Raw genomic sequence first — 25,727 nt, 5'->3', positions numbered from 1 at the left:
TTACAGGCAGGTTGCCTACGTGTTACTCACCCGTCCGCCGCTAGCCCCGAAGGACTCGCTCGACTTGCATGTATTAGGCACGCCGCCAGCGTTCGTCCTGAGCCAGGATCAAACTCTCCAATAAGGTGCCTGTCCGAAGACCGGCTATTGTTAGAGCTGATTGCTCAAACGTACTGACTTGTGTCGATTGCTCGACTTGTTTTGATCTCTTGCGAGATCGTCACTTGCACGCTCGTTGTTCAGTTTTCAAGGAACAAAATGTTCTTTCGTTTCGTTGTCATCCGTTTTGCGGCGACCTCTTTAATATATCACAGTCGCCCACTTCTTTGCAAGTACTTTTTTTAAAAAAGTTTTTCTTGGTTTGAAGCGTTCGTTGCCGTTTGAAGCGGCGAAAATTAATTTAACATATTCGGACAATTAAAGTCAAGCCTCTACAAAAAAGTTTGAAAACAATAAACTTTCCGAATAACCTGTCGAATGAGCGATGTTCCTTTAAGTTAAGAAAAGCTTCTAAACGAAGCCTTTTCCGCGGTAAAACCATCATGTGTTAAGAGATAGCTTTCTTGCGAGCAAAACGTATTCCGTATTCGGCTAAGTAGGAACATGATGTGTACGGGCTAAGTCAACTAACAAAATAAGAGCTGCTGGTGAGGCTGTCGATTCATTGTGTAGAAGTGTTAGCACGCCATTCCAAGTGAAAAGTTACCTTCTTCTGCTTAAACAGGTTGTCCGGAATCCCTTGAGTTATGTGCCAGCTTGCAGGATTTTAGCAGCTTCAACCCGCTCTTATTCCGTGTCCTTGCAAATTTTCGGACAAAATAAAGAGTACAAACCACTCTTACTCGATTCCCTCATGCCCATAACCGCCACACAAGCTCGAGCGATTACGATCTACGGCCTGCCTCACCTGCTGCCACAATTTAAGAAGCTTCTAAACGATAAACGAAGACTTTTTTGCCACGGCGAACGCCCCTTGCCTAAGAGGCAGCTGTTCTTGCTTATTGACGGGTTCAGCTTTGCTGAAAACTCTCCCTTCCTTTTCTCCAGCCAAAACACCAAACAAAAACCGGCTCGAGCCGCCCAGTAAAAAAGGCTGTCCCGAACCGGATATAGCAGCAATGTGAGCAAAGGTTAAACGGTGTACTTCAACCGAAGAAGCAACGATGGGCGGCCGTTCTCCGACTCGACCACTTCCCGGATCAGCGACTTTCTTACGAGCTTCCCAAGCAATAAGGACAGATCCAGCTCCAGATCCGTAAGCTCCTGAATCTGCATAAGCTCTTGCAGACTCCAGGCTTCTTCACGGCTGCGAAGCACGTCGAGCAGCACCGAACAACAAAGCTCCATCTTGGACATGACCGAGAAATCGCAGGCAAGAACGACCAGCTGGATACGCTTTTGAAGCGATTCGTGATTGCAGGTCAATTCCTCATACAGCTTATACACGCCTGGATTGATCCTCCGCACTTGCGCCCATACGAGAACTTCCGGATGATATCCTTCCTCGATAATGGCAATACGCGCCCAGTGGCGGAGTGCGTCCAGAATGTTGCTGTAAGCATCGAGCATATGGCCGTCCTGCAAATATTGCTTGCTTTGCACGAAGCTTTTCAAAAACCGGTCGAACTCGACGATCAGCTCCTTGCGGCGCAGCTCCTCCGGATACTCCGACAATCTGCTGCGCATCCCTTCCAAGTACATATTACGGTCCATGACAATCTCTCCTTGCAAAATCCAATGGATCATATTGTAGTTTCCGCCGTGCCAAATCAGCCGTTCCAACGTTCCGGGATTGTGACAACGTTCTTGTATACGGATACCGTCTTTTATATAATGAGTAGTGATGCCTGTCTGTTCGGATTCAGTAATGACTAGCAGAAGGACTTCCGGATGTTCGCCTGCCGCATGTAACGGTGGGGAGTCCGAAACAACAGAAACGCTTATCGTGTCAGGATTGGTTCCAAAACGGTCTTGTACATAATTCCGGATCGTTTCCATTCGTCCCTCCAGCTCGCAATGCAAGTGAATTGGCTCTAAACCAATAGTTCTACACGAGTGTCCAGTTTCCTGCCTGAGGCGGGTGGATCGGAGAACATATTTTAAGCGCACCAATTATCAAATAAGAGAAGAGGAACGACGATGCGTTTCAGATCAAGCAAAATAAACGAATTTCGTTTGTGGGGTCTCCTGCTTACGATGGGCGGCATGGGGCTTATGATTGTCGGATTGGCGGGAGTTGTTTTCAATTGGGGACAAGTCGGCAAAGTAATAGCGGGAATTTTCATGGTCATCGGCATGCTCGGTATGCTGGGCAGCGTGGGCGTTTATTTCTGGGCGGGCATGCTATCTACGAGCGCCGTATCCCTGGAGTGCCCCGAATGCGGCAAAGCGACGAAAATGTTAGGCAAAACGGATCGCTGCATGTTCTGCAAAACCGTTTTAACGTTCGACCCCAGGTATGCTCCGCCTTCGGAGGCAGCCGGCGAGCCAGCCGGTAAATAATCGCACCCAAAGGAAAAAGGGCTTGTCTCAAAAGCGCTCACCTGACATGGAGCTCCCTCATTTTCAAAACCAAAGGACCTCAGCTTCCACGATGACGTGAAGACTGAGGTCCTTTTTCTCGGGTAAAACCGTTCTAAGCAGGGCTGCCCCCATCGTTAATGGCTGGGCAAACAGCTCCTTTTTAATCTTTCTTTATCCATATAATAAGTGCAATTGCGGGCTATGGACGCTTCTCCAGCGTATCTTTAATGACATTCCAGATGCCTGGCGATTCATACCCTCTCCGCCAAGAACCTACGCCGCCCAAGTCGTATTTCTTCACAAGCTCTATGCGCGCCTTCATGGAAATTTCGTCTTCGATCCAGATCCGATTCAGCTTGCCGTCTTCCGTATACTCCACATAGTTTTGTCCGGTTTCCGCGGAGAAGGTAGGCTTGAGCCCTTTTTCCTGCATGATCTTGTTGACGGTATCCATAAATACGGCGCGGGACGAAACTTCCTTTTTGCCGTTTTTCGTCTGCTCCGTCCAGATCCGGGTATAATAAGGGACACCCAGCACCATCTTCGACGCCGGAACCTTGTCCTCCTTCATAATCTGAACAAGCGACCTCTCCACCCACGGAAGCGAAGCGACGGAGCCTGCGACCGGACTCGAAGCCCAATGCTCGTCATACGCCATCAGCATCATATAGTCGACAGTCTCGCCCAAGGCGGCCCGGTCCAGGAACATCGACCAGTTCTCGCTTGTCGATTTCGCCGTTACGTCGATCGAGACGACAAGTCCCTGCTCGTGCATCAGCGGCGTCATTTCCCGGACGAATTGGGTCAGGTTGGCCTTGTCTTTTAAATACACGTCTTCAAAGTCGATGTTAATCCCTTGGATCTTATACACCTGAGCGAACGCCAGCAGCTGCTTGATCATTTTCATCCGCTTGTCGTAGGTGGACAGCGCTTGTGTCGTAATTTTCGGATCAAAGCCGTTGCTGAACAGCGCCCAAACCTGATAGTTATTCGACTGCGCCCAAGTGACATAGGACGCATCCGCCAAGTTTTTCAGATTGCCTTCCCCGTCCGTGAGGTGAAACCAGGTGGGGCTGACTACGTTGAGACCGGGCATCGGTCCGATTTTTGACGTATCGGGATTTTTCGTAACGACCTGTTCCCAGGTCATATTCACTTTGCCCCCCGTCGGCTTCCAAGGGATATACGCTTGAGCAGCCGGCTGTGCGGGTATCGTCTCCACCCGATCGAGCGCGATCTCTTTTTTGCGGGCATGTCCTACCGTTCCGTCCTTGCGCTGCACATAATACCACTGGTCCTTCTCGTACCAGATCATCACTTCTTCGCCCTGCTGCACCTCGGCCACGATCGGCGATTTGACGTTCGGTTCCCTGCGCATCGCAACACTTTTGCCGGACGAAGCGCTCTCCGCCTTGCCCCACTGTACGTTGTCTCCCTGAAGATGTACCAAAACGATACCCGTATCCGCCGATTCCCGGATGTCCAGCCCGTAATATTGTTTAACCGGGTCGATCGGTAGGTACACATCCTCCCCTTTTTTGACGATCGGAAACTTCAGCGTCTGGGGTTTCTCGTTCACCGTAGCGGTTAACGCATTCGTTTTCAGCCGAACGACTTTGTCCTTAGTCGTAATGATGACCGACTCGCTGGCGGCTTCGTACAAGATCGAAGGGTCAGCTTTATCTTTAATAAACGACAACGGCAGCTTCAGCCCGTCCTGCTGGCCAAGCGCCTCCTGTTCCAGCATCTCTCCCCGGTAAAACACCGGCTTCTGCAATCCGCCGTAATCCGGCTGTACATGCTCGCTGCTCGGGTAATAAGTCTGAAACCAATAATAGCCGGCTAACCCGGCAATACCGGCCATAACGATAAACCCAAACAGCCGCCCCCATCGTTTCGAACGTTTCCGCTTTGCGGGCGGCGGGGTCAACGATTCCATAGTTCCACTCCTTTAATTCCCGAGATGTGTATGGTGCTGAGCGATTTTCTCTGCAACAAAAAAGACGTGTCCGACAGACACGTCCATTATACTACAAATACCGACGAATCGAACCGCTTCCGGGTTCATTAATGTTTGACAGAGAGCGCGCACTCCGGACATATGCCGTGTACTTCCATCCGGTGCCCTTTTACTTGAAAACCCGTCTGCTTCGCGGCATTCCACTCCACTTCATGCAGCGGCGGATATTCAAAATCGACGATTTTACCGCAGTCTTCGCAGATCGCGTGATAATGGTCGGACATATCGGAGTCGAAACGGCTCGAATCGTCGCCATACGTAAGCTCGCGTACGAGTCCGGCCTCGATAAACACTTTAAGGTTATTGTATACGGTCGCAACGCTCATGCTCGGAAAACGGTCTTCCAGCGAACGGTAGATGTCGTCGGCAGTCGGATGCTCCATCGTATCCAGCAAGTAAGCCAAAATCGCATGACGTTGAGGCGTCATCCGAACTCCGGTTGTCTTTAATTTGTCCAGTGCTTGCTCGAATCGGGACGTCATGTTCCTCACCACCATGGAAGTTGAAATGGAATTGCAAATGTATACAAAGTCATTGACTTTTCTAAAATTTATAGAAATGTGCGACTTTCTACTTATTGTACGTTCGTACAAGCTGTTTTGTCAATCGACGCGATTCACAACAATCGTACCGTTGCTCGTATCGAGCCGGATTTTATGCTGTCCGGACCCCACTTGGCCGCGAACGGTTTTGTCGGAAATCGTTAACGGCAAATTCGACGACGCTTTGCCGCCTTGGCCGTCCACCTCGAAATTCCCCTGCTCCGGCACGAGCAGCTCGATTCGGCCGTTCGTCGTATTCAAATCCCAATCTCCGCCCAGCGTATGGCTGGTAACCGATATAGCGCCGTTCGTCGTCTTGATGCGCACATCCCGCTCCGGCTCCGCGACAGTGACCGCACCGTTCGTCGTCGTAACCTCGGCTTTCCCCCGAACGCGCTCCAGAGTCACGGCGGAATTGGACGTTCGGATTACAGCGGCCTCCGAAATATCCAAAGCGGTCACCGCCCCGTTTGTCGTGCCCAGGTCCGCCATCCCCCGGATTCCGCTTACATGAATCGAGCCGTTCGTCGTATCGGCGATTAGCTTTCCTCCGATGTCCGCCACTTGAATCGAACCGTTCGTCGTGCGGATGACAAGCTCGCTTCGGATCGGCAGCTTCTCCGCTTGCACTTTCCCGTTGCGCAGTTGAAGCTCCATATCGACTTGCCTGTCTGCCGGAACGGTTACGACCAGATTCATCCGGGGCTTCCGGTAGCCCGAATACGACTCGCCTTCCGCCACGATACGAACGCTTGGACCGTCGCTAACGACCAGCTTGGAGCCCTCCGCGATGAGGCGAGCCTCTTCTTCGTTCAGCTTGTCGACCCATATCGTCGTATCGATCCGGATCGCATCCGTATCCGCCGATTTCAGGATGACGCTGCCGTTCGGATTTTCAATGATAATCTTCTCCGTCCGTTCGCCTACAGGCACCTGAACCAGCTCTTTCTCGAACTTGTGCCCGAACTCCCCTGACATCACCGACCCGAATTTCCAGGAAAAGCCTTGGAACCATTGGCTTGGCGGCCAGCCGTGCTGGGAATATAAGGCGATAGCAGCCGCAATGATCACGGAAAACAGCACGCCGCCGACATCGAGGCGGGGCCCCCGTTCGGCCCGGCGATGCCGGAAGTTGACCCATAAGTATTCAAGCCCCAGCAGGATGAATACAAGCGGCCAGGCATCGAACGCATAGCCCAAATAATTCGTATCCCACACACGGTCGGCCAGCAGTCCCCCGCCGGCGGCGAGCAATACGAGCCCTGCGGTTACCTTTCCCACCCGGATCATAGATCGTCCCCCTTCTTTATGTATACACCGGCTTGGCTATTTCGATCTCGCATTACGCAAAAACAGGACGATGCCGATGCCGATCAGAACGAGTCCTCCGATCAGCGTACCCATCTTGTCCATGACCGCGTTCATCCAGGCCGGCTTGGCGCTGACTACGAAAAACAGCGCACCCGCCCCCACCAGAAGCCAGCCGATATAGGGGCGCGAGCCGGGAGGCTGCGGTTGTCCGTCCAAAACTGCAGGCTCCCCCGGCTTAGCGGCGGCGGTATACCGGTAAGCGTTCAATCTGTCCGTAGACTGAAGCGCATCGAATAAACTGTAGAAATAAATAATCGGCAAAAAAAGCGCCAGCAGCGTAATAAGCGGGATGCTCGACATATTAAGCGAAAAATGGACGATCGCGAAAATATCCATAATGATGAGCAGCATAATCAGCAGCCCTTTTTGCATAAGACCGAGATAAAAGTGGCCGGTGCCGGGAATGCAGCACGAGAGCAGGCCGGCGATCCATTTCCGTTTCGCGGGCGCCAGCATGTAAGGATCAAACGGCTGCCACGACGGATGATCTCGATCTCCGGATGCGCTTTCCGAGTAACCCGGACCGCGCCCGGTATGGGACCGTCCGCCTTCCGCGGACGAATCGCCGTTGTCTTTGTGCGGATCGTTCATCGTAGTTGTGAATCCTCCTTCGGGGGCATCCAATAAATGAAATTCAATTATCGTGTATACAAGGATATGTATGAACGCAGGTACCGGTCATTCCTTATTCCATCGAAACGTTCATAACGCCTGCGACTTTCTGCAGCTCGTCCGCAGCCAGCACCATCTGCTCCGGCTTGGACAGACGCAGAAACATCCGGATTTGAATCCGTTCCTCCCCGGTATCGGAAGGGGGCATATGATGGATAGTCAGCTTGCGGATTTCCATCCCCTTTTCCTTTAGCACCGCAGAGATGACAGCCAGACTGCCGGGCCGGTCGAGCAGCTCGATTTGAACCGCTTTTGTCTGCTTGCCGCCTATCCACTTTTTCTCAACCTTATTGAGAATCCACAGGCTGATCAGCACGAACACCGTAGTTACGACGGCGGCATAATAATACCCGGCTCCCGTCGCCAGTCCGATCGCGGCCACCACCCAGAGGGACGCGGCTGTCGTAAGCCCGGATATCGAGCTGCCGTTAAAAATAATAGTGCCCGCTCCCAAAAAACCGATGCCGGTTATAACCTGAGCGGCCAGACGCGCCGGATCGACCCGCACGTTCGGCTCATCGGCAAACTGTCCGAAGCCGTACAAAGACAGCAGCATAATAAGCGCGGAGCCCAGGCAGACGAGAATGTGTGTGCGAAATCCGGCCGGGTGATTGCTTTGCTCCCGCTCCAGACCGATTAATCCGCCGAGCACCAGAGCAAGCACTAGCCTTACTGTTATATACAGAGGTTCAAGTATCCACGGATTTTCCAAGCGGCCCCTCCGGTTTCTTATTTCATATCGATTAGTAAACGCTGGCAAGTTCTATTGTAACACGGAATGATAGAAAACATGAATGCGTAAAGGGGATCATGCCGGGGAGAAGCTGCAGGGCGGTACGTAGGGCGAAAATAGGAATAGAGGCACCCTGTGTCGGGTGCCCCGGATAAGATCGATTAGCGCAAAATCCATTTGGCGATATCGGTAATGAGGTAGTCGGGCACGTTCGCCGGAATGGCATACTCGGCGCCTGTCGACTGGCCTTCAAATTCCACCATCGTATGGTTGACCTTCGGATACAGCTTGAATTCCACATCGGTGCGGGCGGAAAGCGTCTTTTTCCACGTATCCAGACTGTCCGGGAACACCTGGATGTCGTTGCCTCCCTGCAGCACGAGCATACGGCCGGTTTGATCTTTGGCCTGCTCAGCGGCATACGTGTTGCGGATATCGAACCACCATACCGGGCTGCCCATGGCGAACGCCTGCGGGATATTAGAGACAGAATATTGCGGGTCCTGCAGCAGTTTTACTTGCTGCTCGAGGAATATAAGCTGCTGCTCGGCCGTTTCGGTCGGTTGTCCCGCCTTTTTGAGCAGGTCCAACTGATACTTGGTTTGCTTCACCAGCAGTGTTTCCAGCGGCTCCGTCGGTGCGGCGAGCAAGATCGTCCCGGCAAGACCCGTATCTTGGGCCGCGTCAATAATGCGCGGCATAACCATGCCTCCCTGGCTATGGCCGGCTACATAGATTTGCGACGGGTTTATGCCTTCCGTCTGCTTCAAAAGCTTGACGGCGCTGACGGCATCTTTGACCGTTTCTTCGTTAACGGTATATGCTTGGCCCAACTGTCCCAACTGCATCTTCATCACATGTTCGCGGGTAATCTTCTCGTACCGAAGTACGGCAACCCCTTGGGCGGCCAGTCCTACGGCCATATCACGGAACGTCTTCACCGATCCAGCCGTTTCGTCCCGATCGTTCGGCCCGGAACCGTGCACGAGAACGACGGCGGGGAACGGGCCCTTGCCGACCGGCATCGTTAAGGTCCCCGGCAAAGCAAACGTCCCTTCACCAACCACTACTTCCTTTTCAACATACTTGGAAGGATCGTCGTACGAAGGCTCTACATAACTCCCCTTGACAGAAACATAAGGAACGAAGAAATCGTCAATTTTCCCGGTTTGATCGAACCGTATTGTAATCTCAAACGGAATTGCTTGGGTCGCATAAGCGATTGTTGCGTTGTGATGGACGGCATTCGAACTTTCTTCCACGGCAAGCAGCGCTCCGAGAGGGCCATACATGCCAGCTATGCTTGCTTTAATTTGCGGTAGCATCAGCTCCAGCGCTTGCGGAGGCAGCTTGTCGGTAAAGAAGCTCTGGGCCTTCTGGAGCTCGCCCGCCTGTAATGCGGACATAAACGCGCTCGCGAGCAGCGCATAATCGTCTTGGGCGATTACGATAGTATGGGTTTCCTCATTCCATCCTGCGCGAACCCCCAGCGCATCGGCGAGAACGCCAAGCGGCAAGACGGTTTTCTCGTTTACGATCTCTACAGGTTTGTCCAGCGTAACCGCCTTCCCGTTCACGGTAATCGCAGCTTCCCCGATCTTCACCTTGATCTCGGTTTGACCGCGCTTGACGGTTACGGCACGGTCTTCGTCGTGCCACAGAACGGCTGCGCCTGCCGATTCGCTATAGTCGCGGAGAGGAACCAGCTTGTCCGCTTTCACGGAAGCTGCAGGTTGAGCCGGCTGAACTTGAGAGGCCGGCTGCCCCACAGCCGGTGACGGCAGCGGCTCCGATGCGCCGGCAACCGCCGCCGGGATCGTAAGAGCGAGCGCCAGTGAAGCGGCAGCTACGCGGCGAATCGTATTTAAAGGTTTTTTCATCGTCGATTCCTCCTTGATTTTCTATTACTAATACGGGCAGCTAGCAAAAAAGTTCATTGGAAAAATATATTTTTCCGGAAGCAAGGGAAAAAGCGGAAGAAATCTCCTCCGCTCCTCTCGTTGATTAATTAAATCCGCTTCTATTCTCGTTTCAGCCGTTCCACGATCAGCTGATTAACAAGGCCGGGGTTCGCCTTGCCTTTGGACTCCTTCATTACTTGCCCGACCAGGAAACCGACGGCCTTTTCTTTGCCGGCCTTGTAATCGGCAACCGACTGCGGGTTCGCTTCGACAACCTTGTCGACGATCGCCTGGATCGCGCCTTCGTCGCTGATCTGGACGAGCCCTTGCTCTTCGACGATTTGACCCGGATTTTTACCGGATACGAGCATTTCCTTAAAGACGGTTTTGGCGATTTTGCCGCTGATCGTCCCTTTCTCGATCAGACCGATCATTTCGCCGAGCCCTTGCCCGGTTATTGGAACCGCATCGATCTCGAGATTGTTCGTATTCAAATAACCGAGCAAATCGCCCATGATCCAGTTCGAGACCGCCTTCGAGTCGGACGTATGGCTGAGGCTTTCCTCAAACAGGTCAGCCAGCTTCTTCGAGGACGTAATGACTTCCGCGTCGTAGGCAGGCAGACCAAGCTGCTCCGTATAGCGCGCCTTGCGGGCGTCCGGAAGCTCGGGAATCGTCGCACGCACGCGGTCCTTCCATTCGTCGTCGATATACAGCCGGACGAGGTCGGGGTCAGGGAAGTAGCGGTAATCGTGGGCTTCTTCCTTGCCGCGCATCGTCAGCGTCTTGCCTTGGGCTTCGTCCCAGCGGCGGGTTTCCTGAACGACTTCGCCTCCGGAGGACAAAATCTCGGCCTGACGGATCTCCTCGTATTCCAGACCGCGCTGAACGCCCCGGAACGAGTTCATGTTTTTGAGCTCCGCCCGCGTGCCGAATTTCTCCTGTCCAAACGGACGGAGACTGATGTTCGCATCGCAGCGCAGCGAGCCCTCTTCCATCTTGACGTCGGATACGTCGCAGTACTGGATGATCGCCTTCAGCTTCTCCAAATAAGCCCGGGCTTCTTCGGGAGAGCGGATATCTGGCTCAGATACGATCTCGAGCAGCGGAGTACCGACACGGTTGAAGTCAACGAGCGACGCGTAGCCGCCATCGACGTGGGTCAGCTTGCCGGCATCCTCCTCCAGGTGAAGACGCGTAATGCCGATCCGCTTGGTCACGCCGTTCACTTCGATGTCGATCCAGCCGTTCTGGCCGATCGGCTGATCGTATTGGGAGATCTGGTACGCTTTCGGCGAATCGGGATAAAAGTAGTTTTTCCGGTCGAACTTGCTGTGTGTGGCTACTTCGCAATTGATCGCCATCGCGGCTTTCATCGCATATTCAACCGCCTGCCGGTTCACAACCGGCAGCACTCCCGGATGGCCCAGGCATACCGGGCACGTATGGGTATTCGGCGGCGCTCCGAATTCGGTGGAGCAGCCGCAAAAGATTTTCGTGTTCGTGTGCAGCTCGACGTGAACCTCGAGGCCGACTACGGTTTCGAATTGTTTGTCCGTCACGGGATGTTCGCTCCTCCTTCTCTATAGCGCCGGGCGCTGCTTATGGTGTTCGGTATGCTGTTCGAAGGCGTGGGCGACCCTTAGCACCGTCGCTTCGTCCAGCGTTTTGCCGATGACTTGCAGACCGACCGGCATTCCTCCGACAAGCCCGCACGGTACGCTGATCGCCGGGACTCCCGCAAGGTTGACCGGTATGGTCAAAATATCGTTCAAATACATCGTGAGCGGATCGCCGACCTGCTCGCCGATTTTGAACGCCGTCGTAGGCGCCGTAGGTCCGATGATCACATCGTAGTTCTGGAAGACGTTGTCGAAGTCCTGCTTGATCAAGGTGCGGACCTTCTGGGCTTTCAAATAATAAGCGTCATAATAACCCGAGCTGAGCGCATACGTTCCGAGCATAATACGCCGCTTCACTTCCGGGCCGAACCCTTGACTGCGCGATTTGACGTACAGGTCAAGCAGATTGTCCGGATCGGAGGCGCGGACGCCGTAACGGACGCCGTCGAAACGGGCCAGATTGGAGGAAGCCTCCGAGGAAGCGATCAGGTAATAGGTCGCTACCGCATATTCGGTATGAGGCATGGACACTTCTTCCCACACCGCTCCGAGCCCTTCCAGCACTTTAAGGGCGGACAGCACCGAATCTTTCACGGCCGGGTCGACGCCTTGTCCCATATATTCTTTGGGAACCGCGATGCGCAGCCCCTTCACGTCGCCGCTAAGCGCCCCGATATAGTCGGGTATGCTGACGTTCGCGGAAGTGGAGTCCTGCGGATCGTGTCCGGCAATCGCCTGGAGCACGTAAGCCGCATCTTCGACGTTTTTGGTGAGCGGTCCGATCTGGTCGAGCGAAGACGCGAAAGCAACGAGCCCGAACCGCGATACGAGCCCGTAGGTCGGCTTCAATCCGACAACGCCGCAGTACGACGCAGGCTGGCGGATCGAGCCTCCCGTATCGGAGCCAAGCGAGAAATATACTTCCCCGGCGGCCACCGATGCGGCCGAACCGCCGCTGGACCCTCCCGGAACGTATTCGGGGTTCCATGGATTCGTCGTCACGTGGTACGCCGAATTTTCGTTGGAACCGCCCATGGCGAACTCGTCCATGTTCAGCTTGCCGATCGTTACGGATTGCGCCTGCTTCAGCTTCTTGATAACAGTAGCGTCGTAGATCGGATCGTAATTTTCGAGAAACCGGCTGGCGCACGTTGTCGTAATGCCTTCGGTAACGATGTTGTCCTTAATGCCCGCAGGCATGCCGAACAACAAACCGCGATCGCCGCCTAAAGCGAGCTGATCGTCAAGCTCTCTCGCGGTACGGCGTGCTCCCTCCTCATCCACACGAAGAAAAGCCCGCACCTTGGAATCGACATCGCCGATCTTGGCGAGCGACTGATCGACCAGATCGGTCACGGACAGCTCCTTGCCGGCTAGCCGGCTATGTAATTCCTGCAGCTTCAGGTCAAACAAAGACAAAATAAAACCTCCCTCGATCGCGCTGTAACGCCTAATGTCGAATCCTTATTCCAGTACGGCCGGCACTTTGAACTGACCGTCTTCTTCATCCGGAGCGTTCTTCAGGACGCTCTCGATCGGCCAGGACGGACGCACGTTATCTTCCCGCATAACGTTCACCAGCGGCATGGGATGACTTGTCGGCTCCACATGGTCCGTGTCCAGCTCGTTCAGCTTCTCGGCGTATTTCAAGATCGCGTTCAACTGGTCCGTAAACCGCTCCGTGTCGGCTTCGCTTAGTTGAAGCCTGGCCAGCTTCGCGACATGGTCGACATTTTTGGCCGTGATGCTCATCGCTTGCACCTCCCGAATTGCTGTGTATATGAACCTGCATTCATTCTTCCTATTATAGCTTACCGGGTATTGGAACTCAATAAAAAGGCCGCTGCAGCGAGCCGCTAGGCAGGTTCGGGCAGGTCGCCTAGCTCCGGTCATCCGCGATTAATAGAAGGTGCATTTGGAGTAAAATCAAAAACTCCCGCAGGATTGAAATCCCCGCAGGAGTATACGTTTAAGCCTCTCGGCATCCGAAGGAACGATTACTCGCCTTTGGAGGCCATGGAAATTTCCGGAGAAGTGAGCTTGTCGTAGAACTCGGCGTACTTGTCCTTGTCCTCGCTCGCCCGCAGCGCCATAGCGATCCGCGGATGCTCGTTTAATATTCCGGTCATCATGTAAGGGATAATGTAGCCCCACTCGACCTTTTCGCGAAGCGGAATCATCCGGCGTTCAATCACTTCGAGAACCGGACGCAGCTCGTACTTCGGATTCTTCAGGTAGCTGACCAGCAGCTCGGTGTTGCAGTTGCCTGCCGCGCGGCCCATGCCGAATACGGAAGCGTCCAAAAATTGCAAACCGCGCTCGGCTGCCATAATCGTATTCGAGAACGCGAGCTGCATATTGTTGTGCGCATGAATGCCAAGCTGCTTATCCGGCAGATGGCGCTGGAATTTGGTAACCAGATATTCGATATCCCGGTGGTTCAGACTGCCGTAAGAGTCAACGATATAAACGACGTCAACCGGGCTTTTGGCGATCGCCTGGAACGCCTCGATCAGGTCGTGCTCCATAACGTGAGACAGCGCCATAATATTAATCGACGTCTCGTAGCCGTAGGAATGGAACTTGTTTACGAGATCCAACGCTTTGTCCACGTCCTTGATGTAGCACGCTACGCGGATCATGTCGAGCAGGCTTTCGTTACGCGGCAAAATGTCGTTCTCGTCCACTCGGCCGATATCGACGAGCGCAGACAGCTTCGTATCGCCCTTTTGAGGAATGACTTCGCGCAAAAACGCTTCGTCCAAAAACCGCCATGGACCGGAATCGGCCCCTTTCAGCAGCTTGGCGGAGTTTTTATAGCCGATTTCCATATATTCGACGCCGGCCGCGTTCAACGAATAATACAGGTCGCGAACGAATTCGACGCTGAAGTCCCAATTATTAACGAGTCCGCCGTCGCGGATCGTGCAGTCCAGTATTTTGGCATGATTGTCGTTCATCTTGTCCTGTTCCTCCCGAAAACCGTTTAATGCTTATCATAGCTTATCGGCAAAGAACGTGTCAATATTTGACGGAAACACGCGTTATCTCCCGGAACATGCAGAAAAGACGCCTTTAGATGGAACTAAGGCGTCCTGACATTCATAACAATCGGATAGGCGGCAAAAACTAGATCCATGCCTTCAAATTAATTTGACGGATAAAGTCCTGCTGGGACTGAACCTCTTTATTGTCGGCAGCCGTCTCTTCGGCGGCGTCTCCGTTCATAATCCGGCGGAACAGTAGCTCGTTCTTCGTCGCAAGCGCATAATCGATCAGCGCCTCCCGTTCGATCCGGTCCGCCTCCTGCTGCAGCAGCGTCTCCTCCAGCTCGATATCCGCGGCAGGCACGAACACGTGCTTGTTCATCTTAGGGATCCGCACGACATAATCGAACGCGTTATCCGCATTCCGATCGTATGCGATTATATATCCGTAATCTCCGATTGAAAGATTTTGCTCGAAACTATCGGCTACGATACATACCTTTTGTCCTAAACGCAGCATGATGGTCGATTCCTCCCCCGCGCTTTGCCCGACCAGGCAAAACTATTCTACGAAAACGTTCGCAGCCCCTCGACTTTTCAAAGTTTCGTATGTGTTATATATGGTATCAAATTCGAACCGTAAAGGGAAGTCACGTTTGACCGGAAGGTTCATGATTCAGGTCCAGGGCCTGCACATATTCATAGATTCGAGAGACGAACGGTTCCGGCTCTTCGTCGGAGGATGGCTTATGGCGGGATCAAGGCCGCTGCGCGAACGCTTCTTAGCTCTATTATAATCCGCCGTACAATCGCCTAGACCACAATCGTCGGAACCTACGGAAGCAGTTCCTTGCGGCGGAACAACCGAACTGCGGCAAATAGCAAAGCCGCTATAGCTGCAAAGGTAACGGCGAGTGCAAGCGGAAGCTGCGTGCCTGGACCGCCGTCCGCCAAAACAAGGCTTGCCCGTCCGGACAGCGAGCCGGGACTCCAATTCATCGCGCGGTTAAACAGTCCGGTAAGGACGGAGAGCAGCAAAACCGAGCCGATCGTCAGAAAAGCGACGCCGCTGTTTCCGTTCATCCAAGCGCTCAGCATGACCGCCACCGTCACAACGAACACGAGCCACAGACCGAACAGCAGCAAGCTGCCCCCAAAAAGGGACGGCGCTACGGAACCGATCAAAATGTGCGTGTAATACCAGCTTGCCGCAAATCCGGCCATAAACGAGACTGCCGTCAACGTAACGGCACCCGCCCATTTCGCGGTGATATAGGAAACGAACGAAACCGGCTTGACGAGGACGAGCCCGGCCGCGCCGCTCTGTCTTTCGCTGGAAACGATGCCCATTATGGATAAGACCAGGACAAGCACGCCAATCATCCCGAACTGCGACAACGTCTGAGCCAGCACCTCCGCCCCGGTCGGCACCGGAATCTCGATCACCGCTCCCTCCGGCAGACTGCCTGCGGCCTGCAGCAGATCGGGCAAGTAATACGTTGTAACCGGCTGGGAGATGCCGAGCAGAACGAAGACGAGCGGCACCCAGATCCATTTGCGGCTGCGCCACATCTCGGTCATTTCTTTGCTAAATAATACGAGCCACTGATTCATTCTCTCACCGCCTTCATAAACAGTTCCTCCAGCGTCGTTCTGCCCGCTTCAAACCGGATGACCGGCACCTGGTTCGTCAGCAGGTCTTCCCACAACACAGCTCTCGCTTCCGTGAGCCCGGAAACCGTAACCTTCGCCTCATAACGGGTTGATTCGATGTCCCGCACGCATTCCAGCCGGCTCCACCGTTCCACATGGTCGTTCACCGGAAGCTCGGATTGCACCCGGATGACCGGATCGCTGTATTCGCGCCGCACCTCGTCCAAGGTGCCGGATACGACGATCCGCCCTTTGTTCATAATCATAATATCGCTGCACACTTCCTCCGCATCGTGCAGCACGTGGGTGGAAAACAAAACGGTCGTCTCTTTCTGTATCGACCGGATCATATCGAGCACTTCCCTTCTGCCGATCGGATCGAGCGCCGATACGGGCTCGTCCAGCAGCAGCAGCCTGGGCCGGTGAATAAGCGCCTGCGCGATGCCCAAACGCTGCTTCATGCCGCCGGAGTATCCGCCGATCCGTTTCTTCGCGGCGTCCTTCAGACCGACCGTCTCCAGCATCCGATCCGCCCGGCTGGCCGCCTCCAGCTTGCTCATCCAGGCCAATCTGCCGGAAAAAATCAAATACTCCCGGCCGCTCATCCAGTTGTAAAACGACGGATACTGCGGTAGAAAGCCGATAATGCTGCGGATGTCCGCCGTGCTGCCGGTCACGGGCCGCAGCGCGGCCGGCGTTTCGTTCGCCGGAGCGTCAGATACAGCCGGGCCGGCGCCGAAACGGATCGTGCCCGAGCTCGGCTGAAGCAGGCCGGCCATCATCTTTAACGCCGTGGTCTTCCCGGCTCCGTTCGGTCCGAGCAAGGCGACGCAGTGTCCTTCCTTTATAGTGAAGCTGATCTCGTTCACAGCTATCGCGGAGCCAAACCTTTTAACGAGTCCTTGCACCTCAAGCAAGTTCATGATGCTTTCTCCTTTCCGACAACAAAATAAACGATCGGCCCAATGACCTGAATCAAGACGATGACGGGAATCCATAGTCCTTTCGGTCCGCGCGTACGTTCGGCGCGAATGCAATCGATCAAGGCGACCGCCATCAAGATAAGCTGGATAACGATAATCGGCATCACCAGCAACCAGTTTACGCTAGACAACATGGAATCCATGGAATCCATTTCACGTTCCTCCCTGCTTTTTATTGCTGCGAAACCATTTCGTTCGGTACACGATCCAATATACGATCAGCGGCATCGGCGCCTGGATGAGCCCCCACATCCCCCATAACCACGGATATTTGGCGCGCTTTCGGGCGTCCAGAAAGATAAACGTGCTCTGGCTTAACAAGACGAGCGTAAGGAGGACGAGCGCCCACGGCGGAAGCTGTTTCGTCACCTCGGTCATGTCCGGTCACCCGCTTTTCGTCTCATGACGGCGACGACGAACGGAACGGCCGCTATGGCCAGCAGCTGGATCGCGATAAATACGGCAGGCCTCCCGAACGAAATCGCTCCATATACGGCCAATACGCCTAATCCGGCCAGCCAGAACAGAATCAGATCGCGGATCAGCTTGCGCCGCGCCTCGCGTTTCCCGGCAACGACAAGCCGCTCAAACCAGATCGTATTCGGCGTATTCGGGTCCGTCCATCGTTCCATTTTATCGAGCTCGCGCTTGATCATCGACGAAAGTTCAAACGACTCTTCGTCTTCGCCCGGCAGCGTATCCGCCCGTTCGGCGTTTTTGGCTTTTCTGTCCGTCCGGCCCACCGAATCGTCCGTCCGCTCTCGCGCTGCTTTGAATTCCGGACCCGAATCCCCGGTGACATGTTGGTTACCCTTTTGTTTGTCATGGTCGCGTTCATTCATGAGGCCCCAGCTCCTTTCGCAAGCTCTTAATGCCGTTGTGAATGCGGGACTTGACCGTGCCGGTCGCCACATTCATCATGTCGGCGATCTCCTCGTAGGCGTAGCCGTAGTAATGCTTCAAAATGATCGGAATCCGGACATCGTCGGGCATTCGACCAAGCAGATCGAGCAGCTCCGACCATTCCTCGCCGGATTGCTGCGCATGCCACTTGATTTGCCGGAGCGCCTGTTCCTGATCGTGCCAGTCGCGTTCTCGCTTTTTTCTTCTTAAATGATCCATATACAGGTTGGTGCCGATCGTAATCAGCCACGACGAAAACTTCGAAGTAAAATTGTACAGCCGGATCTTCTCGATGCAGCGCATCATCGTTTCCTGGGTTAAGTCTTCCGCCAGGGCCGGTTGGAACGTAATCTTCGTCATATAGTTCAGAAGAAATCCGTAGTTTCCCTTCAGCAGTCCGGCCAGCGCTGCCGAATCCCCCCGCTGCGCGCGCTCGATCCATTCTCTTTCATCCATCGGATCTTCTCCTTGGGAGCCGTGGTGTGCCTCTCTTCTCATTGTTCGGTAATAGTACGCCCGGGATTCATGAAAAGTTCATTGGGGGATAAATTTTTTTGTGCCCTTGTGGAAATAACCGCCTCCAACCGAACCTGCAAACTTCGCTTCCGGCAGTTTGACTTCCGTTATCTGTTATTCACAGTAGGAAATCGACGTTTAGCGGAACTTTTTGTTCCGTTATTCAAGTAGAATCCTCTCTATTCCCTTCTAAAATTCAATATAAAGGAAACCAAACTTCCGCTATAGCCTGAAAGTTACGTACCTTGCGGGAATAAAGGAAGTCATTCTTCCGCTACACGATGGAAGGCCGGTGACTGGCGCACCGTGTGCAGCTGCAGGTGTGCAGTGTTTTGCTATGGGGAACGTAAACAATCTCAAAAAAAGCCCCGGTTCCACCGCTAACGGGGAACACAGGGCTTTCTCACTCTTTGGCCGTTTAAACGCTCGCTACTCCTTCTCGCGATACCGTTAATTTCTCAAACCCGTTTTCAGAAATTACGTACGAATTCTCGATACCGACAACCCCTCTGCCGGGAAACGTGAATTTGGGCTCGATCGCGATAACCATGCCCGGCTCCAGCTCGTAACGGAATCCTCGGGCCAGCACCGGCAGCTCGTCGATCTCCAGCCCGATCCCGTGTCCCAGAAATTTCACCTGATCCGACCCAAAGCCCATGAAATGTTCGCTTAGGCCGGCTTCGCGGACTTGCTCCAGCGCCGACGTATACAGCTCCTCGCACACGGTCCCGGGCTTCAGCATCGCTTCCGTTCTTCTCAGGACCGCCTCGGACAGCTTGTAGGCATGCATCAAATCGTCCGGCAAACGGCCGATAACCGCCGTTCGCGTCTGATCGATGACGTACCCGTCGATACAGCAGCCGATATCGATAAGAACCGGCTCGTCCGTTCCGATCGGCCTTCTCCCCGCACTTTGCGGACTGGCCGGGCCGAGCCCTTGCCCGCCCGCCGGGCCGTCGAAGTAGCTCGGCATCGCCGCTGCGTCGCCCGCTCCGATCATGCCTGTAATAATCTCCTGATTGTAGCCTCTGACGCGCATCAGTCCCATATGACCGTTGTTGCGGATCACGGACTCCACGACCGCCATCAGCTCGAACTCGCGCATGCCCGGCTTCAAAGCCGCTATCGCCGCTTCATAAGCCGTATCGATCACTCTAGCCGACTCGCGAATAAGAGCGACTTCCGCTGCCGACTTGATCATCCGGGTTTCTCGGATCAGCATCGAGCCGTCGACCCAGCGCGCCCCGGGGAACGCCCCCTCCAGCCGCTGAAACTGCTGCACGGGCAGCACGTCGTATTCGGCCGCAAGTATCGGCGGCTGGCCGTCCGGTTTACGGAACAGCTGGGGGTAGTTCTCGGCAAGCCGGGAGCCGAGATTGCGCATCGAGCCAAGCTCCTGAACGGCGACGTCGGCCTCCTCCCCGGCGCGAACGAAGCTGCGGCGGACGAAAAAGATCCCTTCTCCCTCAGTCGGCAGGAAAAAATACCCGGTCTGCATAGAGCCTAATAAATAGTACAAATCGACATTCTGAGTCACGATACAGCCGTCGATACCCGATTGTTTCATTTTGTGCTGGAGCCTTTGACGGCGGGACGAACATTCGTTCATAGTTCCACTCCACTCCTCTTCTTCCTTTCGCATTCCTTCATTATACAATGTTTTGGAGTGAAAAGAGGAACGGCCGCCGCTCAACCGAAATAAGTAGGGTCAGACACAGTTGCGAACGCGTGTAGGAAAGGAAACCGTCATTCGCGTTCTTAGCGGTGCCTATTAACGTGGAGGAGGAATCGATACCATGAAAATTTCGCTGTACGAAAGCCGGACGTTCACCAAGTCCGGAGGGTTTACGCCGGGCATCGAAGGGCCGGCCTGCGATCGCGCCGGCAACCTGTACGCCGTCAACTATGAGCGCCAGCATACGATCGGCCGAGTGACACCGGACGGCGAATGTTGCGTTTTTCTCGAACTGCCGAACGGAAGTGTCGGGAACGGAATCCGCTTCAGCCGCGCGGGAGACATGTTCATCGCCGATTATCCGAACCATAACATTTTGAAGGTGCATATGCAGACCAAGGAGTTGACCGTGTTCGCCCACGAGCCGGAGATGAATCAGCCGAACGACATCGCGATCGCCGATGACGACACGTTATTTGCCAGTGATCCGAATTGGAACGAATCGACCGGCAATCTGTGGCGGATCGACCCGCTTGGAACCGTTACGCTGCTGGAAAGCGGAATGGGAACGACGAACGGGATTGAAGTCAGTCCGGACAACCGTACCTTGTACGTCAATGAATCGGTACAGCGCCGGGTGTGGGCCTACGACCTCTCTGCGGATAAGCAAGTTTCCGGCAAACGGCTGCTGATCGAATTCCCCGACTTTGGCATGGACGGCATGCGCTGCGATTCGGAGGGCAACCTGTACATTACCCGGTACGGCAAAGGCACCGTAGCCAAACTGTCTCCGGCCGGGGAACTGCTGACGGAAGTGATACTGAACGGAACGAACTGTACGAATCTGACGTTCGGCGGTCCCGACGGTTGTACGTGCTACGTGACGTTAGCCGACACAGGAAGCGTAGAATCGTTCCGGGTGGGCATTCCGGGACGGGAATGGACGATGCTGCAGCGCGGAACATGATTCGATACTGCACGCGTATCACAACAGTTTAATAGATGAGCTCCGCCGCTCCTTTAATCTCCCACGTAATCGGCCCAAGCACCGTATAGGTGCGCGGATATTCGAGCCGCACGATCATAATGACCCCGGGCTTCTGCAAAGTCACCGAGTAATCGTATGCGGAATTGGCGTACATATAAGGAAACGTCCGATCCTCGTTGATCACCTCGAAGACGAGCACTTCCGCCCGGCTGCGCCAAAACGTGCCGGGCAGAGGCTCGTTCGCCGTATCGAGCCGCAGGTTGCTTTGCAAATAATTGTACGCGAGCTGTTCCGCCTCCGCAGGATCGATGGATACGATCCCCTCCTTCAACTTCTGCATATCGATCTGCTGCGCCGCGGCGTGTGCAGCCCGATTGACCGAACGTTTGCCTTGAAACAAAGCCTGCAGCGCGATTTCCTCATCGGCCTGCAACGCGTGAAGCAACATAACGAATCCGATCAGCAGCAGGAAGGCAATCAGCTTGTACATCCATACGTCCTCCTAATATCGGGTCAGGGCACATATTCGCTCATCTTCAGTCCCGATGCCGACAGGCGGGAGCTGTCGGACGGCGGCGTGATGCCGATCAGCCGGTCGATCGCGAACATTCCGTCATACGGGTACGTGATGATCAGCTCGATGCCCGTCCCCCGCATTACCGGCGACATCGGATTCGTAGCGGCCGCCCCGCTAGTCGACGATACGCCGTACTCGAGCAGGTTCGTCTTGAAGCCGTGTGCGGCCAGCCGCGCCCGGGACGCTTCCACCGCCGAAGCATCGACGTAACCGTGGGACGCATTGGCTCCGACTTCCAGCAAATAATCCACTTCCTTCTGCAGCATAGCCTGACGCACGATCAGCACATGCTTGTACACAGGAGCGAACATCGCCCAGCACAATACCGCCGCAAATAAGATAAACACTAGAATTTGCTTCATATTTGAAAGGCACTCCGTAAACGTTTATGGATTAATCGACTGGATCGTTCCGTTTAACCTGCCGCCGGTCGTCTTCACGTTATGCTGCATCCCGCCGCTGCCCCCGATCGTAGTGCTGTAGATAGCGATCACGACGATAATCAGCATGACGGTAACAAGTATATGCCTCATCCCTTCTCCGCCGGCCGCTTACGAGCCTGCATTCAAGGCGTTGATATTCGTATTGGCCGTGTCCCCCTTCACCTTGATGTTGTTGCGCATTCCCGTGTCCCCGTTATTGATAATCGAAGTGAACAGCAAGGCAACTACAATCAGCATCATAACCGTCATCAGTATGTTTCTCATTGGCTCATTTCCCCTTATCGTCTCAAGTACAATCTCAATTCAAATTACATTTATCGTTAATCGGTGCCCCCGCTCCCCTGGCTCAGTTCAAGGCATCGAACAGCTTCTGCCCTTCCTGTACCCACGGATATACGAAAATCCGAAATGTATTCAGGATCGGAATGCCGGCCAGTACGAACAGCAAATAGGATGTCGTTTCTTTCCGGCTTTCTTTGGCCAGCTCCAGCTTTTCCTTATAGTCCTGAATGCGTTCGTGCAGCAGCGAGTAATAGCTGCCGTGTTCGTTCAGCCGGAGCGAGTTGATCGTTTCGGCGAAGCTGTGGGCTTCCTCCGTGCCGAGACGTTTCTTGAAACGTTTGATCGCCTGATCGGCGTCCTCATACCATTCGTTGAGCAGAAGCTGCAAGTCCGACCGGATCGCCCGGCAAAACGGCAAACATCGGTTCAGCTTCGCGTGGAGACTCATTTTGGAGCCGGTGTAATAAAGCAGCTGGTTGCTCAGCACATAAATCTCTCTCATGATCTTGTTGGACCGGTACTTGCCAAGCGAGACCAGCAGCGTACGGTCAAATCCGGCGAACACGCCGATGACGGCCCCTGCGGCCATCACATGCACGGGTTCGATCCACGGCAGTGTCCATGACTTCGCAGCGGCAGCATAACCGACAGCGACGCTTCCGCCCCCGGCAAGCAGGAGGAACCTGCGAAGAAGCTCGTATCGCAGCGGATCGATCCGGATACCGCCTTCGGCGAGCAGCCTGCCCTTCTCCTCTACCGGCCGGGAACCTGCAGCAATGCCGAACAGCTTTAAGATCCGCGGCGGAACTTCGTAACCGCGAGCCCATCGCTGCATAACGAGCGCGGGCCATCGCCTGCGCCTGCGGGGTATGGCACGCAGCAAATAAACGAAAGACACGTAACCGGCCGCCAGCAATAACGCGTAAGCAACCGCCTGGATCCAGAACAATTGCTCGGATTGTATCACCATCTGACATTCCCTCACATTCTCCGAATCGATAAATAAATCCCCATCAAAAAAGAAGCGAAAATGAGCAGCAGACCATCAAGCAGCATGTTGCGCCCAGCCGGGTCCAGGATGTAATACAAGTAGGCGTTATCCGCATTCATCTTAAAATTGATAAACAAAAATAAGATCAAAAACAAAATCGATGAGAAGTTGGCCAGCCGGATTTCAAGGAGCCGGTTGCGCTCCGCCTGATCCGCCCGCTGCGCACGCCGCATATCCGTGATCAGATCCTTCATGCTGTCGCACAAGTCGCTGCCTTCCAGTAGCCCTACGCGCAAAATGTTGGCGAAATACTCGGCCCATGTATGGCCGAGACTTAGCGAAAACAAGCGCATGCTGTCTTCCGCGTCGCGGCTCGCCGCCAAGTTGCGGTACAGCTGTTCGAAGACCGGCTTCATGGATGACTGCATCCGGTTTTCCTCGAGCGTAACTTTTAATGCAGTCCGGATATTGCTTTGCCCCGAGACGATGTAGTACTGGTAAAACAACTCCACTGCCGGCAAAAAATCGATCCGCGCTTTCATCTGCAAATTCAGCAGCCGCATGCGGAGGACGACGTACGGGAGCAGGCCGAGCATCGTTCCCATCGCTGCAATCCCTTTCACATTGCGGAAACAGACGAATCCGGCGACAATCCCCGTCAAGACGAGCAGCAGCGAGACGAACAGAAACGTCCCGATCGGCATCCGCGATTGGACCGACTCCAGTAGATCGGCGATATGGCGGTATAGCTTGGCATACCGGGACATAAACAGCTCCACCCGGTTGGAAAACGCGGCCTGACGCACATGATTCAACCGGTAACGTGCAACCGCTTGGCGGGTAAACGTCTGGAGCAGCCTATACAAAAACAAATAGGCGAGCAAAAACAACAGGAGCAAAAACGCGGCTTTGACGACAGTCAGCATCGGGCGATACATCCCATCCGTTCCAGAAGACCGTATCCTTCCGGGTCATATTTCCGAATCCGCTCGGCCGCACGCGGCGAGAAGCCTTCCGGATATCGCCACGAACCTTTCCCGTAGTCATAACGCACGATATCCCGCACCGTCACACTGTCACGGCTGGAGTCATATACATATTCCCCGATTCGAAGCAGCTTTCGCTTGCCGTCGACGATGCCCATCTCAAGTCCGATCTGCGTCACGTATTCCGTAATTCTTTTGGTCAGCCGAGTCGGGTTCATCCCTCTCCCGTCAAGCATGCACATATCGGCTATCGCATCGGGCGCATCCTCCAGCTCGTTGACGTGCACCGAGGTCAGGCTTCCTTCATGGCCTCTCGTACAGGCACGGACATAAATGTTCGCATCGTCGTCGCGAATTTCGGCATGACAGATCCGTTTCGGAGATTGGCGCAAAGCCAGTTTAAACGCCTGGTTGCCGGAATGCAGCGCATCATGCTCGCTTACCTCGTATTCGATGACGTTTTTATTCGGGAAATCCCGCTTCAGCATCAGCTCAAACCGTGTCTCGATCGTTACGATCCGCTCGTGATCGGGCATCTCGGCGATCAATGCCTTGATCAGATTCGTCTTGCCGGAATTGGTAGGCCCGATGACGATCAGGTTGAAGCAGCAGCGGAGCACGCACAGCAAGATCGATTGGATCGATTCGTTCAACGTCTCGTAGTCGGGATGGCACAGCGTATGCAGATTGAAATACCGCATCGTATAAAACCGGATCGTCATCGTAGGCTCCGCCGTAAAGCCGAAGCCGGTCAGCGTGACTCGCGAACCGTCCTTCAGCGCCACCTCCGCCCAGCGCTTCCGGGGATTGATCACTTCATTGTTAAACAACACCAGATTTTGCTGTATCCGCTCCACATCTTTCAAATGCTGAAACTTATGCGGAGAAGGGGTAGCCTTGCCTGCCCTTACTTCGTAAATGTCCCTCCCTACGACCTGGATTTCTTCAAGTCCTTCGCGATTTTTGAGCAGCAGTTCCAGCACGTTCATGCCGATGATCTCGGCAAATACCGCTTCGGCCAATGTCGTATACCGGCGATTCGGCGGCACAATATGGTTCATCCTCCGCTTGGCGAGCTGGTCGTTAATGATCGCGACGAACCGGACTCGTTCCTCCTCGAAGCCGAGTACGGCCCGGTTCAACGATTCGCTGTACTGCTGCCGTTCCTCATCCGTCCGCCCTCTGGACGCGACGAGATACGAACGGATCTCGTCTACGCAGCGATGAAAATCGGGACTATCGCTTTCCTGCGGCAGCCGTTCGACGGCCATCCCGGTTCCGTCCTCCGCCGCATTCCCGCCGTCCGCTTCTCCCCGGCGCATCGAATACGCCAGCACGGAAAATTTGCGCTCCGCCATC

At 54.4% G+C, this 25,727-nt stretch carries 28 protein-coding genes and 1 rRNA gene; 2 read left to right on the top strand and 27 right to left on the bottom strand.

The genetic code is table 11. The annotated features are described in order from the left end of the window. A 16S ribosomal RNA gene (locus tag PV433_RS03745) occupies nt 1-124 on the bottom strand; the annotation flags it as partial. Between the two features lie 1,007 nt (nt 125-1,131). Beyond that, nucleotides 1,132-1,998 carry a nucleotidyltransferase-like protein gene (locus tag PV433_RS03740; protein WP_332070837.1) on the bottom strand — a complete coding sequence of 289 codons (867 nt, stop codon included), beginning with the start codon at nt 1,996-1,998 and terminating at the stop codon, nt 1,132-1,134. Nucleotides 1,999-2,139: 141 nt separating this feature from the next. Between PV433_RS03740 and PV433_RS03735 the strand changes: the two genes are divergently transcribed. Then, nucleotides 2,140-2,502: a YgzB family protein gene (locus tag PV433_RS03735; RefSeq protein ID WP_332070836.1), complete on the top strand. Its 363-nt coding sequence runs from the start codon at nt 2,140-2,142 to the stop codon at nt 2,500-2,502. Nucleotides 2,503-2,722: 220 nt separating this feature from the next. On the opposite strand, the gene PV433_RS03730 is transcribed toward PV433_RS03735, so the two are convergent. From PV433_RS03730 to PV433_RS03645, 18 genes are all read right to left on the bottom strand, one after another. Beyond that, on the bottom strand, nt 2,723-4,462 hold the full coding sequence (locus tag PV433_RS03730) for a glycosyl hydrolase family 18 protein (RefSeq protein WP_332070835.1): 1,740 nt from the start codon (nt 4,460-4,462) through the stop codon (nt 2,723-2,725). 128 nt (nt 4,463-4,590) lie between these two features. Next, nucleotides 4,591-5,025: a peroxide-responsive transcriptional repressor PerR gene (perR, locus tag PV433_RS03725; RefSeq protein WP_190929974.1), complete on the bottom strand. Its 435-nt coding sequence runs from the start codon at nt 5,023-5,025 to the stop codon at nt 4,591-4,593. Between the two features lie 120 nt (nt 5,026-5,145). Continuing rightward, the gene (locus PV433_RS03720) at nt 5,146-6,375 is read right to left on the bottom strand and encodes a DUF4097 family beta strand repeat-containing protein (protein WP_332070834.1); all 1,230 of its coding nucleotides are present in this window, start codon (nt 6,373-6,375) and stop codon (nt 5,146-5,148) included. A 36-nt stretch (nt 6,376-6,411) separates the two neighbouring features. Continuing rightward, nucleotides 6,412-7,047 carry a hypothetical protein gene (locus tag PV433_RS03715; RefSeq protein ID WP_332070833.1) on the bottom strand — a complete coding sequence of 212 codons (636 nt, stop codon included), beginning with the start codon at nt 7,045-7,047 and terminating at the stop codon, nt 6,412-6,414. Between the two features lie 94 nt (nt 7,048-7,141). Beyond that, nucleotides 7,142-7,840 carry an MgtC/SapB family protein gene (locus tag PV433_RS03710; protein WP_332070832.1) on the bottom strand — a complete coding sequence of 233 codons (699 nt, stop codon included), beginning with the start codon at nt 7,838-7,840 and terminating at the stop codon, nt 7,142-7,144. A 182-nt stretch (nt 7,841-8,022) separates the two neighbouring features. After that, nucleotides 8,023-9,741 (bottom strand): alpha/beta hydrolase family protein, encoded by a 1,719-nt coding sequence (locus PV433_RS03705; RefSeq protein WP_332070831.1) that lies wholly within the window; start codon nt 9,739-9,741, stop codon nt 8,023-8,025. Between the two features lie 140 nt (nt 9,742-9,881). Then, nucleotides 9,882-11,324 (bottom strand): Asp-tRNA(Asn)/Glu-tRNA(Gln) amidotransferase subunit GatB, encoded by a 1,443-nt coding sequence (gene gatB / locus PV433_RS03700; RefSeq protein ID WP_332070830.1) that lies wholly within the window; start codon nt 11,322-11,324, stop codon nt 9,882-9,884. A gap of 21 nt (nt 11,325-11,345) precedes the next feature. After that, complete coding sequence (gatA, locus tag PV433_RS03695) at nt 11,346-12,803, bottom strand: Asp-tRNA(Asn)/Glu-tRNA(Gln) amidotransferase subunit GatA (RefSeq protein ID WP_332070829.1); 1,458 nt, start codon at nt 12,801-12,803, stop codon at nt 11,346-11,348. A 45-nt stretch (nt 12,804-12,848) separates the two neighbouring features. Further along, entirely contained in the window at nt 12,849-13,136 is a 288-nt protein-coding gene (gatC, locus tag PV433_RS03690) for an Asp-tRNA(Asn)/Glu-tRNA(Gln) amidotransferase subunit GatC (RefSeq protein ID WP_190929967.1), read from the bottom strand. A 245-nt stretch (nt 13,137-13,381) separates the two neighbouring features. After that, on the bottom strand, nt 13,382-14,344 hold the full coding sequence (locus PV433_RS03685) for an aldolase catalytic domain-containing protein (RefSeq protein ID WP_332070828.1): 963 nt from the start codon (nt 14,342-14,344) through the stop codon (nt 13,382-13,384). Nucleotides 14,345-14,513: 169 nt separating this feature from the next. Continuing rightward, complete coding sequence (locus PV433_RS03680; protein ID WP_332070827.1) at nt 14,514-14,891, bottom strand: ATPase; 378 nt, start codon at nt 14,889-14,891, stop codon at nt 14,514-14,516. 314 nt (nt 14,892-15,205) lie between these two features. After that, the gene (locus PV433_RS03675) at nt 15,206-15,985 is read right to left on the bottom strand and encodes an ABC transporter permease (protein WP_332070826.1); all 780 of its coding nucleotides are present in this window, start codon (nt 15,983-15,985) and stop codon (nt 15,206-15,208) included. Next, complete coding sequence (locus PV433_RS03670) at nt 15,982-16,947, bottom strand: ABC transporter ATP-binding protein (protein ID WP_332070825.1); 966 nt, start codon at nt 16,945-16,947, stop codon at nt 15,982-15,984. Before PV433_RS03670 ends, PV433_RS03675 begins: the two co-directional genes overlap by 4 nt. Next, nucleotides 16,944-17,159, bottom strand: a complete 216-nt coding sequence (locus PV433_RS03665; protein ID WP_332070824.1) for a PLD nuclease N-terminal domain-containing protein — start codon at nt 17,157-17,159, stop codon at nt 16,944-16,946. Before PV433_RS03665 ends, PV433_RS03670 begins: the two co-directional genes overlap by 4 nt. Before the next feature lies 1 nt (nt 17,160). After that, a complete protein-coding gene (locus tag PV433_RS03660; RefSeq protein WP_332070823.1) occupies nt 17,161-17,385 on the bottom strand; it encodes a sigmaY antisigma factor component in 225 nt (74 codons plus the stop codon). After that, nucleotides 17,382-17,849 carry a YxlC family protein gene (locus PV433_RS03655; RefSeq protein ID WP_332070822.1) on the bottom strand — a complete coding sequence of 156 codons (468 nt, stop codon included), beginning with the start codon at nt 17,847-17,849 and terminating at the stop codon, nt 17,382-17,384. The genes PV433_RS03660 and PV433_RS03655 overlap by 4 nt, the downstream gene beginning before the upstream one ends. After that, on the bottom strand, nt 17,842-18,366 hold the full coding sequence (gene sigY / locus PV433_RS03650; protein WP_332070821.1) for an RNA polymerase sigma factor SigY: 525 nt from the start codon (nt 18,364-18,366) through the stop codon (nt 17,842-17,844). Before sigY ends, PV433_RS03655 begins: the two co-directional genes overlap by 8 nt. Before the next feature lie 478 nt (nt 18,367-18,844). After that, nucleotides 18,845-20,035, bottom strand: a complete 1,191-nt coding sequence (locus PV433_RS03645) for a M24 family metallopeptidase (protein WP_332070820.1) — start codon at nt 20,033-20,035, stop codon at nt 18,845-18,847. Between the two features lie 187 nt (nt 20,036-20,222). Here PV433_RS03645 and PV433_RS03640 point away from each other — a divergent pair, with 187 nt between their 5' ends. After that, entirely contained in the window at nt 20,223-21,068 is an 846-nt protein-coding gene (locus PV433_RS03640) for an SMP-30/gluconolactonase/LRE family protein (protein WP_332070819.1), read from the top strand. Between the two features lie 28 nt (nt 21,069-21,096). Here the strand turns inward: PV433_RS03640 and PV433_RS03635 are convergent, their stop codons facing one another. From PV433_RS03635 to PV433_RS03605, 7 genes are all read right to left on the bottom strand, one after another. After that, nucleotides 21,097-21,579, bottom strand: a complete 483-nt coding sequence (locus tag PV433_RS03635) for a hypothetical protein (RefSeq protein WP_332070818.1) — start codon at nt 21,577-21,579, stop codon at nt 21,097-21,099. A gap of 23 nt (nt 21,580-21,602) precedes the next feature. After that, nucleotides 21,603-22,028 (bottom strand): hypothetical protein, encoded by a 426-nt coding sequence (locus tag PV433_RS03630; protein ID WP_190929956.1) that lies wholly within the window; start codon nt 22,026-22,028, stop codon nt 21,603-21,605. 24 nt (nt 22,029-22,052) lie between these two features. Beyond that, nucleotides 22,053-22,199 carry a hypothetical protein gene (locus tag PV433_RS03625; protein WP_332070817.1) on the bottom strand — a complete coding sequence of 49 codons (147 nt, stop codon included), beginning with the start codon at nt 22,197-22,199 and terminating at the stop codon, nt 22,053-22,055. An 18-nt stretch (nt 22,200-22,217) separates the two neighbouring features. Further along, nucleotides 22,218-22,373 carry a hypothetical protein gene (locus PV433_RS03620; protein ID WP_190929954.1) on the bottom strand — a complete coding sequence of 52 codons (156 nt, stop codon included), beginning with the start codon at nt 22,371-22,373 and terminating at the stop codon, nt 22,218-22,220. Between the two features lie 82 nt (nt 22,374-22,455). Next, the gene (locus tag PV433_RS03615) at nt 22,456-23,361 is read right to left on the bottom strand and encodes a hypothetical protein (protein ID WP_332070816.1); all 906 of its coding nucleotides are present in this window, start codon (nt 23,359-23,361) and stop codon (nt 22,456-22,458) included. Between the two features lie 11 nt (nt 23,362-23,372). Continuing rightward, complete coding sequence (locus PV433_RS03610) at nt 23,373-24,308, bottom strand: hypothetical protein (RefSeq protein ID WP_332070815.1); 936 nt, start codon at nt 24,306-24,308, stop codon at nt 23,373-23,375. Further along, nucleotides 24,302-25,726, bottom strand: coding sequence for an ATPase, T2SS/T4P/T4SS family (locus PV433_RS03605; RefSeq protein WP_332070855.1), 1,425 nt, complete (start codon nt 25,724-25,726; stop codon nt 24,302-24,304). The genes PV433_RS03610 and PV433_RS03605 overlap by 7 nt, the downstream gene beginning before the upstream one ends. Nucleotide 25,727 lies beyond the last annotated feature (1 nt).

It is taken from the genome of Paenibacillus sp. GYB004, from assembly GCF_036577605.1.
GTDB classification, from domain to species: Bacteria; Bacillota; Bacilli; order Paenibacillales; family NBRC-103111; genus Paenibacillus_AB; species Paenibacillus_AB oceani.
Note: the sequence above shows the minus strand (reverse complement) of the source record. Positions and strands in the feature narration are given on the sequence as shown.

What these genes read in the sequence shown, in the direction of transcription:
- PV433_RS03740 (WP_332070837.1), bottom strand. Translation starts at nt 1,998, where the DNA reads ATGGAAACGATCCGGAATTATGTACAAGACCGTTTTGGAACCAATCCT.
- PV433_RS03735 (WP_332070836.1), top strand. Translation starts at nt 2,140, where the DNA reads ATGCGTTTCAGATCAAGCAAAATAAACGAATTTCGTTTGTGGGGTCTC.
- PV433_RS03730 (WP_332070835.1), bottom strand. Translation starts at nt 4,462, where the DNA reads ATGGAATCGTTGACCCCGCCGCCCGCAAAGCGGAAACGTTCGAAACGA.
- perR (WP_190929974.1), bottom strand. Translation starts at nt 5,025, where the DNA reads ATGACGTCCCGATTCGAGCAAGCACTGGACAAATTAAAGACAACCGGA.
- PV433_RS03720 (WP_332070834.1), bottom strand. Translation starts at nt 6,375, where the DNA reads ATGATCCGGGTGGGAAAGGTAACCGCAGGGCTCGTATTGCTCGCCGCC.
- PV433_RS03715 (WP_332070833.1), bottom strand. Translation starts at nt 7,047, where the DNA reads ATGAACGATCCGCACAAAGACAACGGCGATTCGTCCGCGGAAGGCGGA.
- PV433_RS03705 (WP_332070831.1), bottom strand. Translation starts at nt 9,741, where the DNA reads ATGAAAAAACCTTTAAATACGATTCGCCGCGTAGCTGCCGCTTCACTG.
- gatC (WP_190929967.1), bottom strand. Translation starts at nt 13,136, where the DNA reads ATGAGCATCACGGCCAAAAATGTCGACCATGTCGCGAAGCTGGCCAGG.
- PV433_RS03685 (WP_332070828.1), bottom strand. Translation starts at nt 14,344, where the DNA reads ATGAACGACAATCATGCCAAAATACTGGACTGCACGATCCGCGACGGC.
- PV433_RS03680 (WP_332070827.1), bottom strand. Translation starts at nt 14,891, where the DNA reads ATGCTGCGTTTAGGACAAAAGGTATGTATCGTAGCCGATAGTTTCGAG.
- PV433_RS03675 (WP_332070826.1), bottom strand. Translation starts at nt 15,985, where the DNA reads ATGAATCAGTGGCTCGTATTATTTAGCAAAGAAATGACCGAGATGTGG.
- PV433_RS03670 (WP_332070825.1), bottom strand. Translation starts at nt 16,947, where the DNA reads ATGAACTTGCTTGAGGTGCAAGGACTCGTTAAAAGGTTTGGCTCCGCG.
- PV433_RS03665 (WP_332070824.1), bottom strand. Translation starts at nt 17,159, where the DNA reads ATGGATTCCATGGATTCCATGTTGTCTAGCGTAAACTGGTTGCTGGTG.
- PV433_RS03660 (WP_332070823.1), bottom strand. Translation starts at nt 17,385, where the DNA reads ATGACCGAGGTGACGAAACAGCTTCCGCCGTGGGCGCTCGTCCTCCTT.
- PV433_RS03655 (WP_332070822.1), bottom strand. Translation starts at nt 17,849, where the DNA reads ATGAATGAACGCGACCATGACAAACAAAAGGGTAACCAACATGTCACC.
- sigY (WP_332070821.1), bottom strand. Translation starts at nt 18,366, where the DNA reads ATGGATGAAAGAGAATGGATCGAGCGCGCGCAGCGGGGGGATTCGGCA.
- PV433_RS03645 (WP_332070820.1), bottom strand. Translation starts at nt 20,035, where the DNA reads ATGAACGAATGTTCGTCCCGCCGTCAAAGGCTCCAGCACAAAATGAAA.
- PV433_RS03640 (WP_332070819.1), top strand. Translation starts at nt 20,223, where the DNA reads ATGAAAATTTCGCTGTACGAAAGCCGGACGTTCACCAAGTCCGGAGGG.
- PV433_RS03635 (WP_332070818.1), bottom strand. Translation starts at nt 21,579, where the DNA reads ATGTACAAGCTGATTGCCTTCCTGCTGCTGATCGGATTCGTTATGTTG.
- PV433_RS03630 (WP_190929956.1), bottom strand. Translation starts at nt 22,028, where the DNA reads ATGAAGCAAATTCTAGTGTTTATCTTATTTGCGGCGGTATTGTGCTGG.
- PV433_RS03625 (WP_332070817.1), bottom strand. Translation starts at nt 22,199, where the DNA reads ATGAGGCATATACTTGTTACCGTCATGCTGATTATCGTCGTGATCGCT.
- PV433_RS03620 (WP_190929954.1), bottom strand. Translation starts at nt 22,373, where the DNA reads ATGAGAAACATACTGATGACGGTTATGATGCTGATTGTAGTTGCCTTG.
- PV433_RS03615 (WP_332070816.1), bottom strand. Translation starts at nt 23,361, where the DNA reads ATGGTGATACAATCCGAGCAATTGTTCTGGATCCAGGCGGTTGCTTAC.
- PV433_RS03610 (WP_332070815.1), bottom strand. Translation starts at nt 24,308, where the DNA reads ATGCTGACTGTCGTCAAAGCCGCGTTTTTGCTCCTGTTGTTTTTGCTC.
- PV433_RS03605 (WP_332070855.1), bottom strand. Translation starts at nt 25,726, where the DNA reads ATGGCGGAGCGCAAATTTTCCGTGCTGGCGTATTCGATGCGCCGGGGA.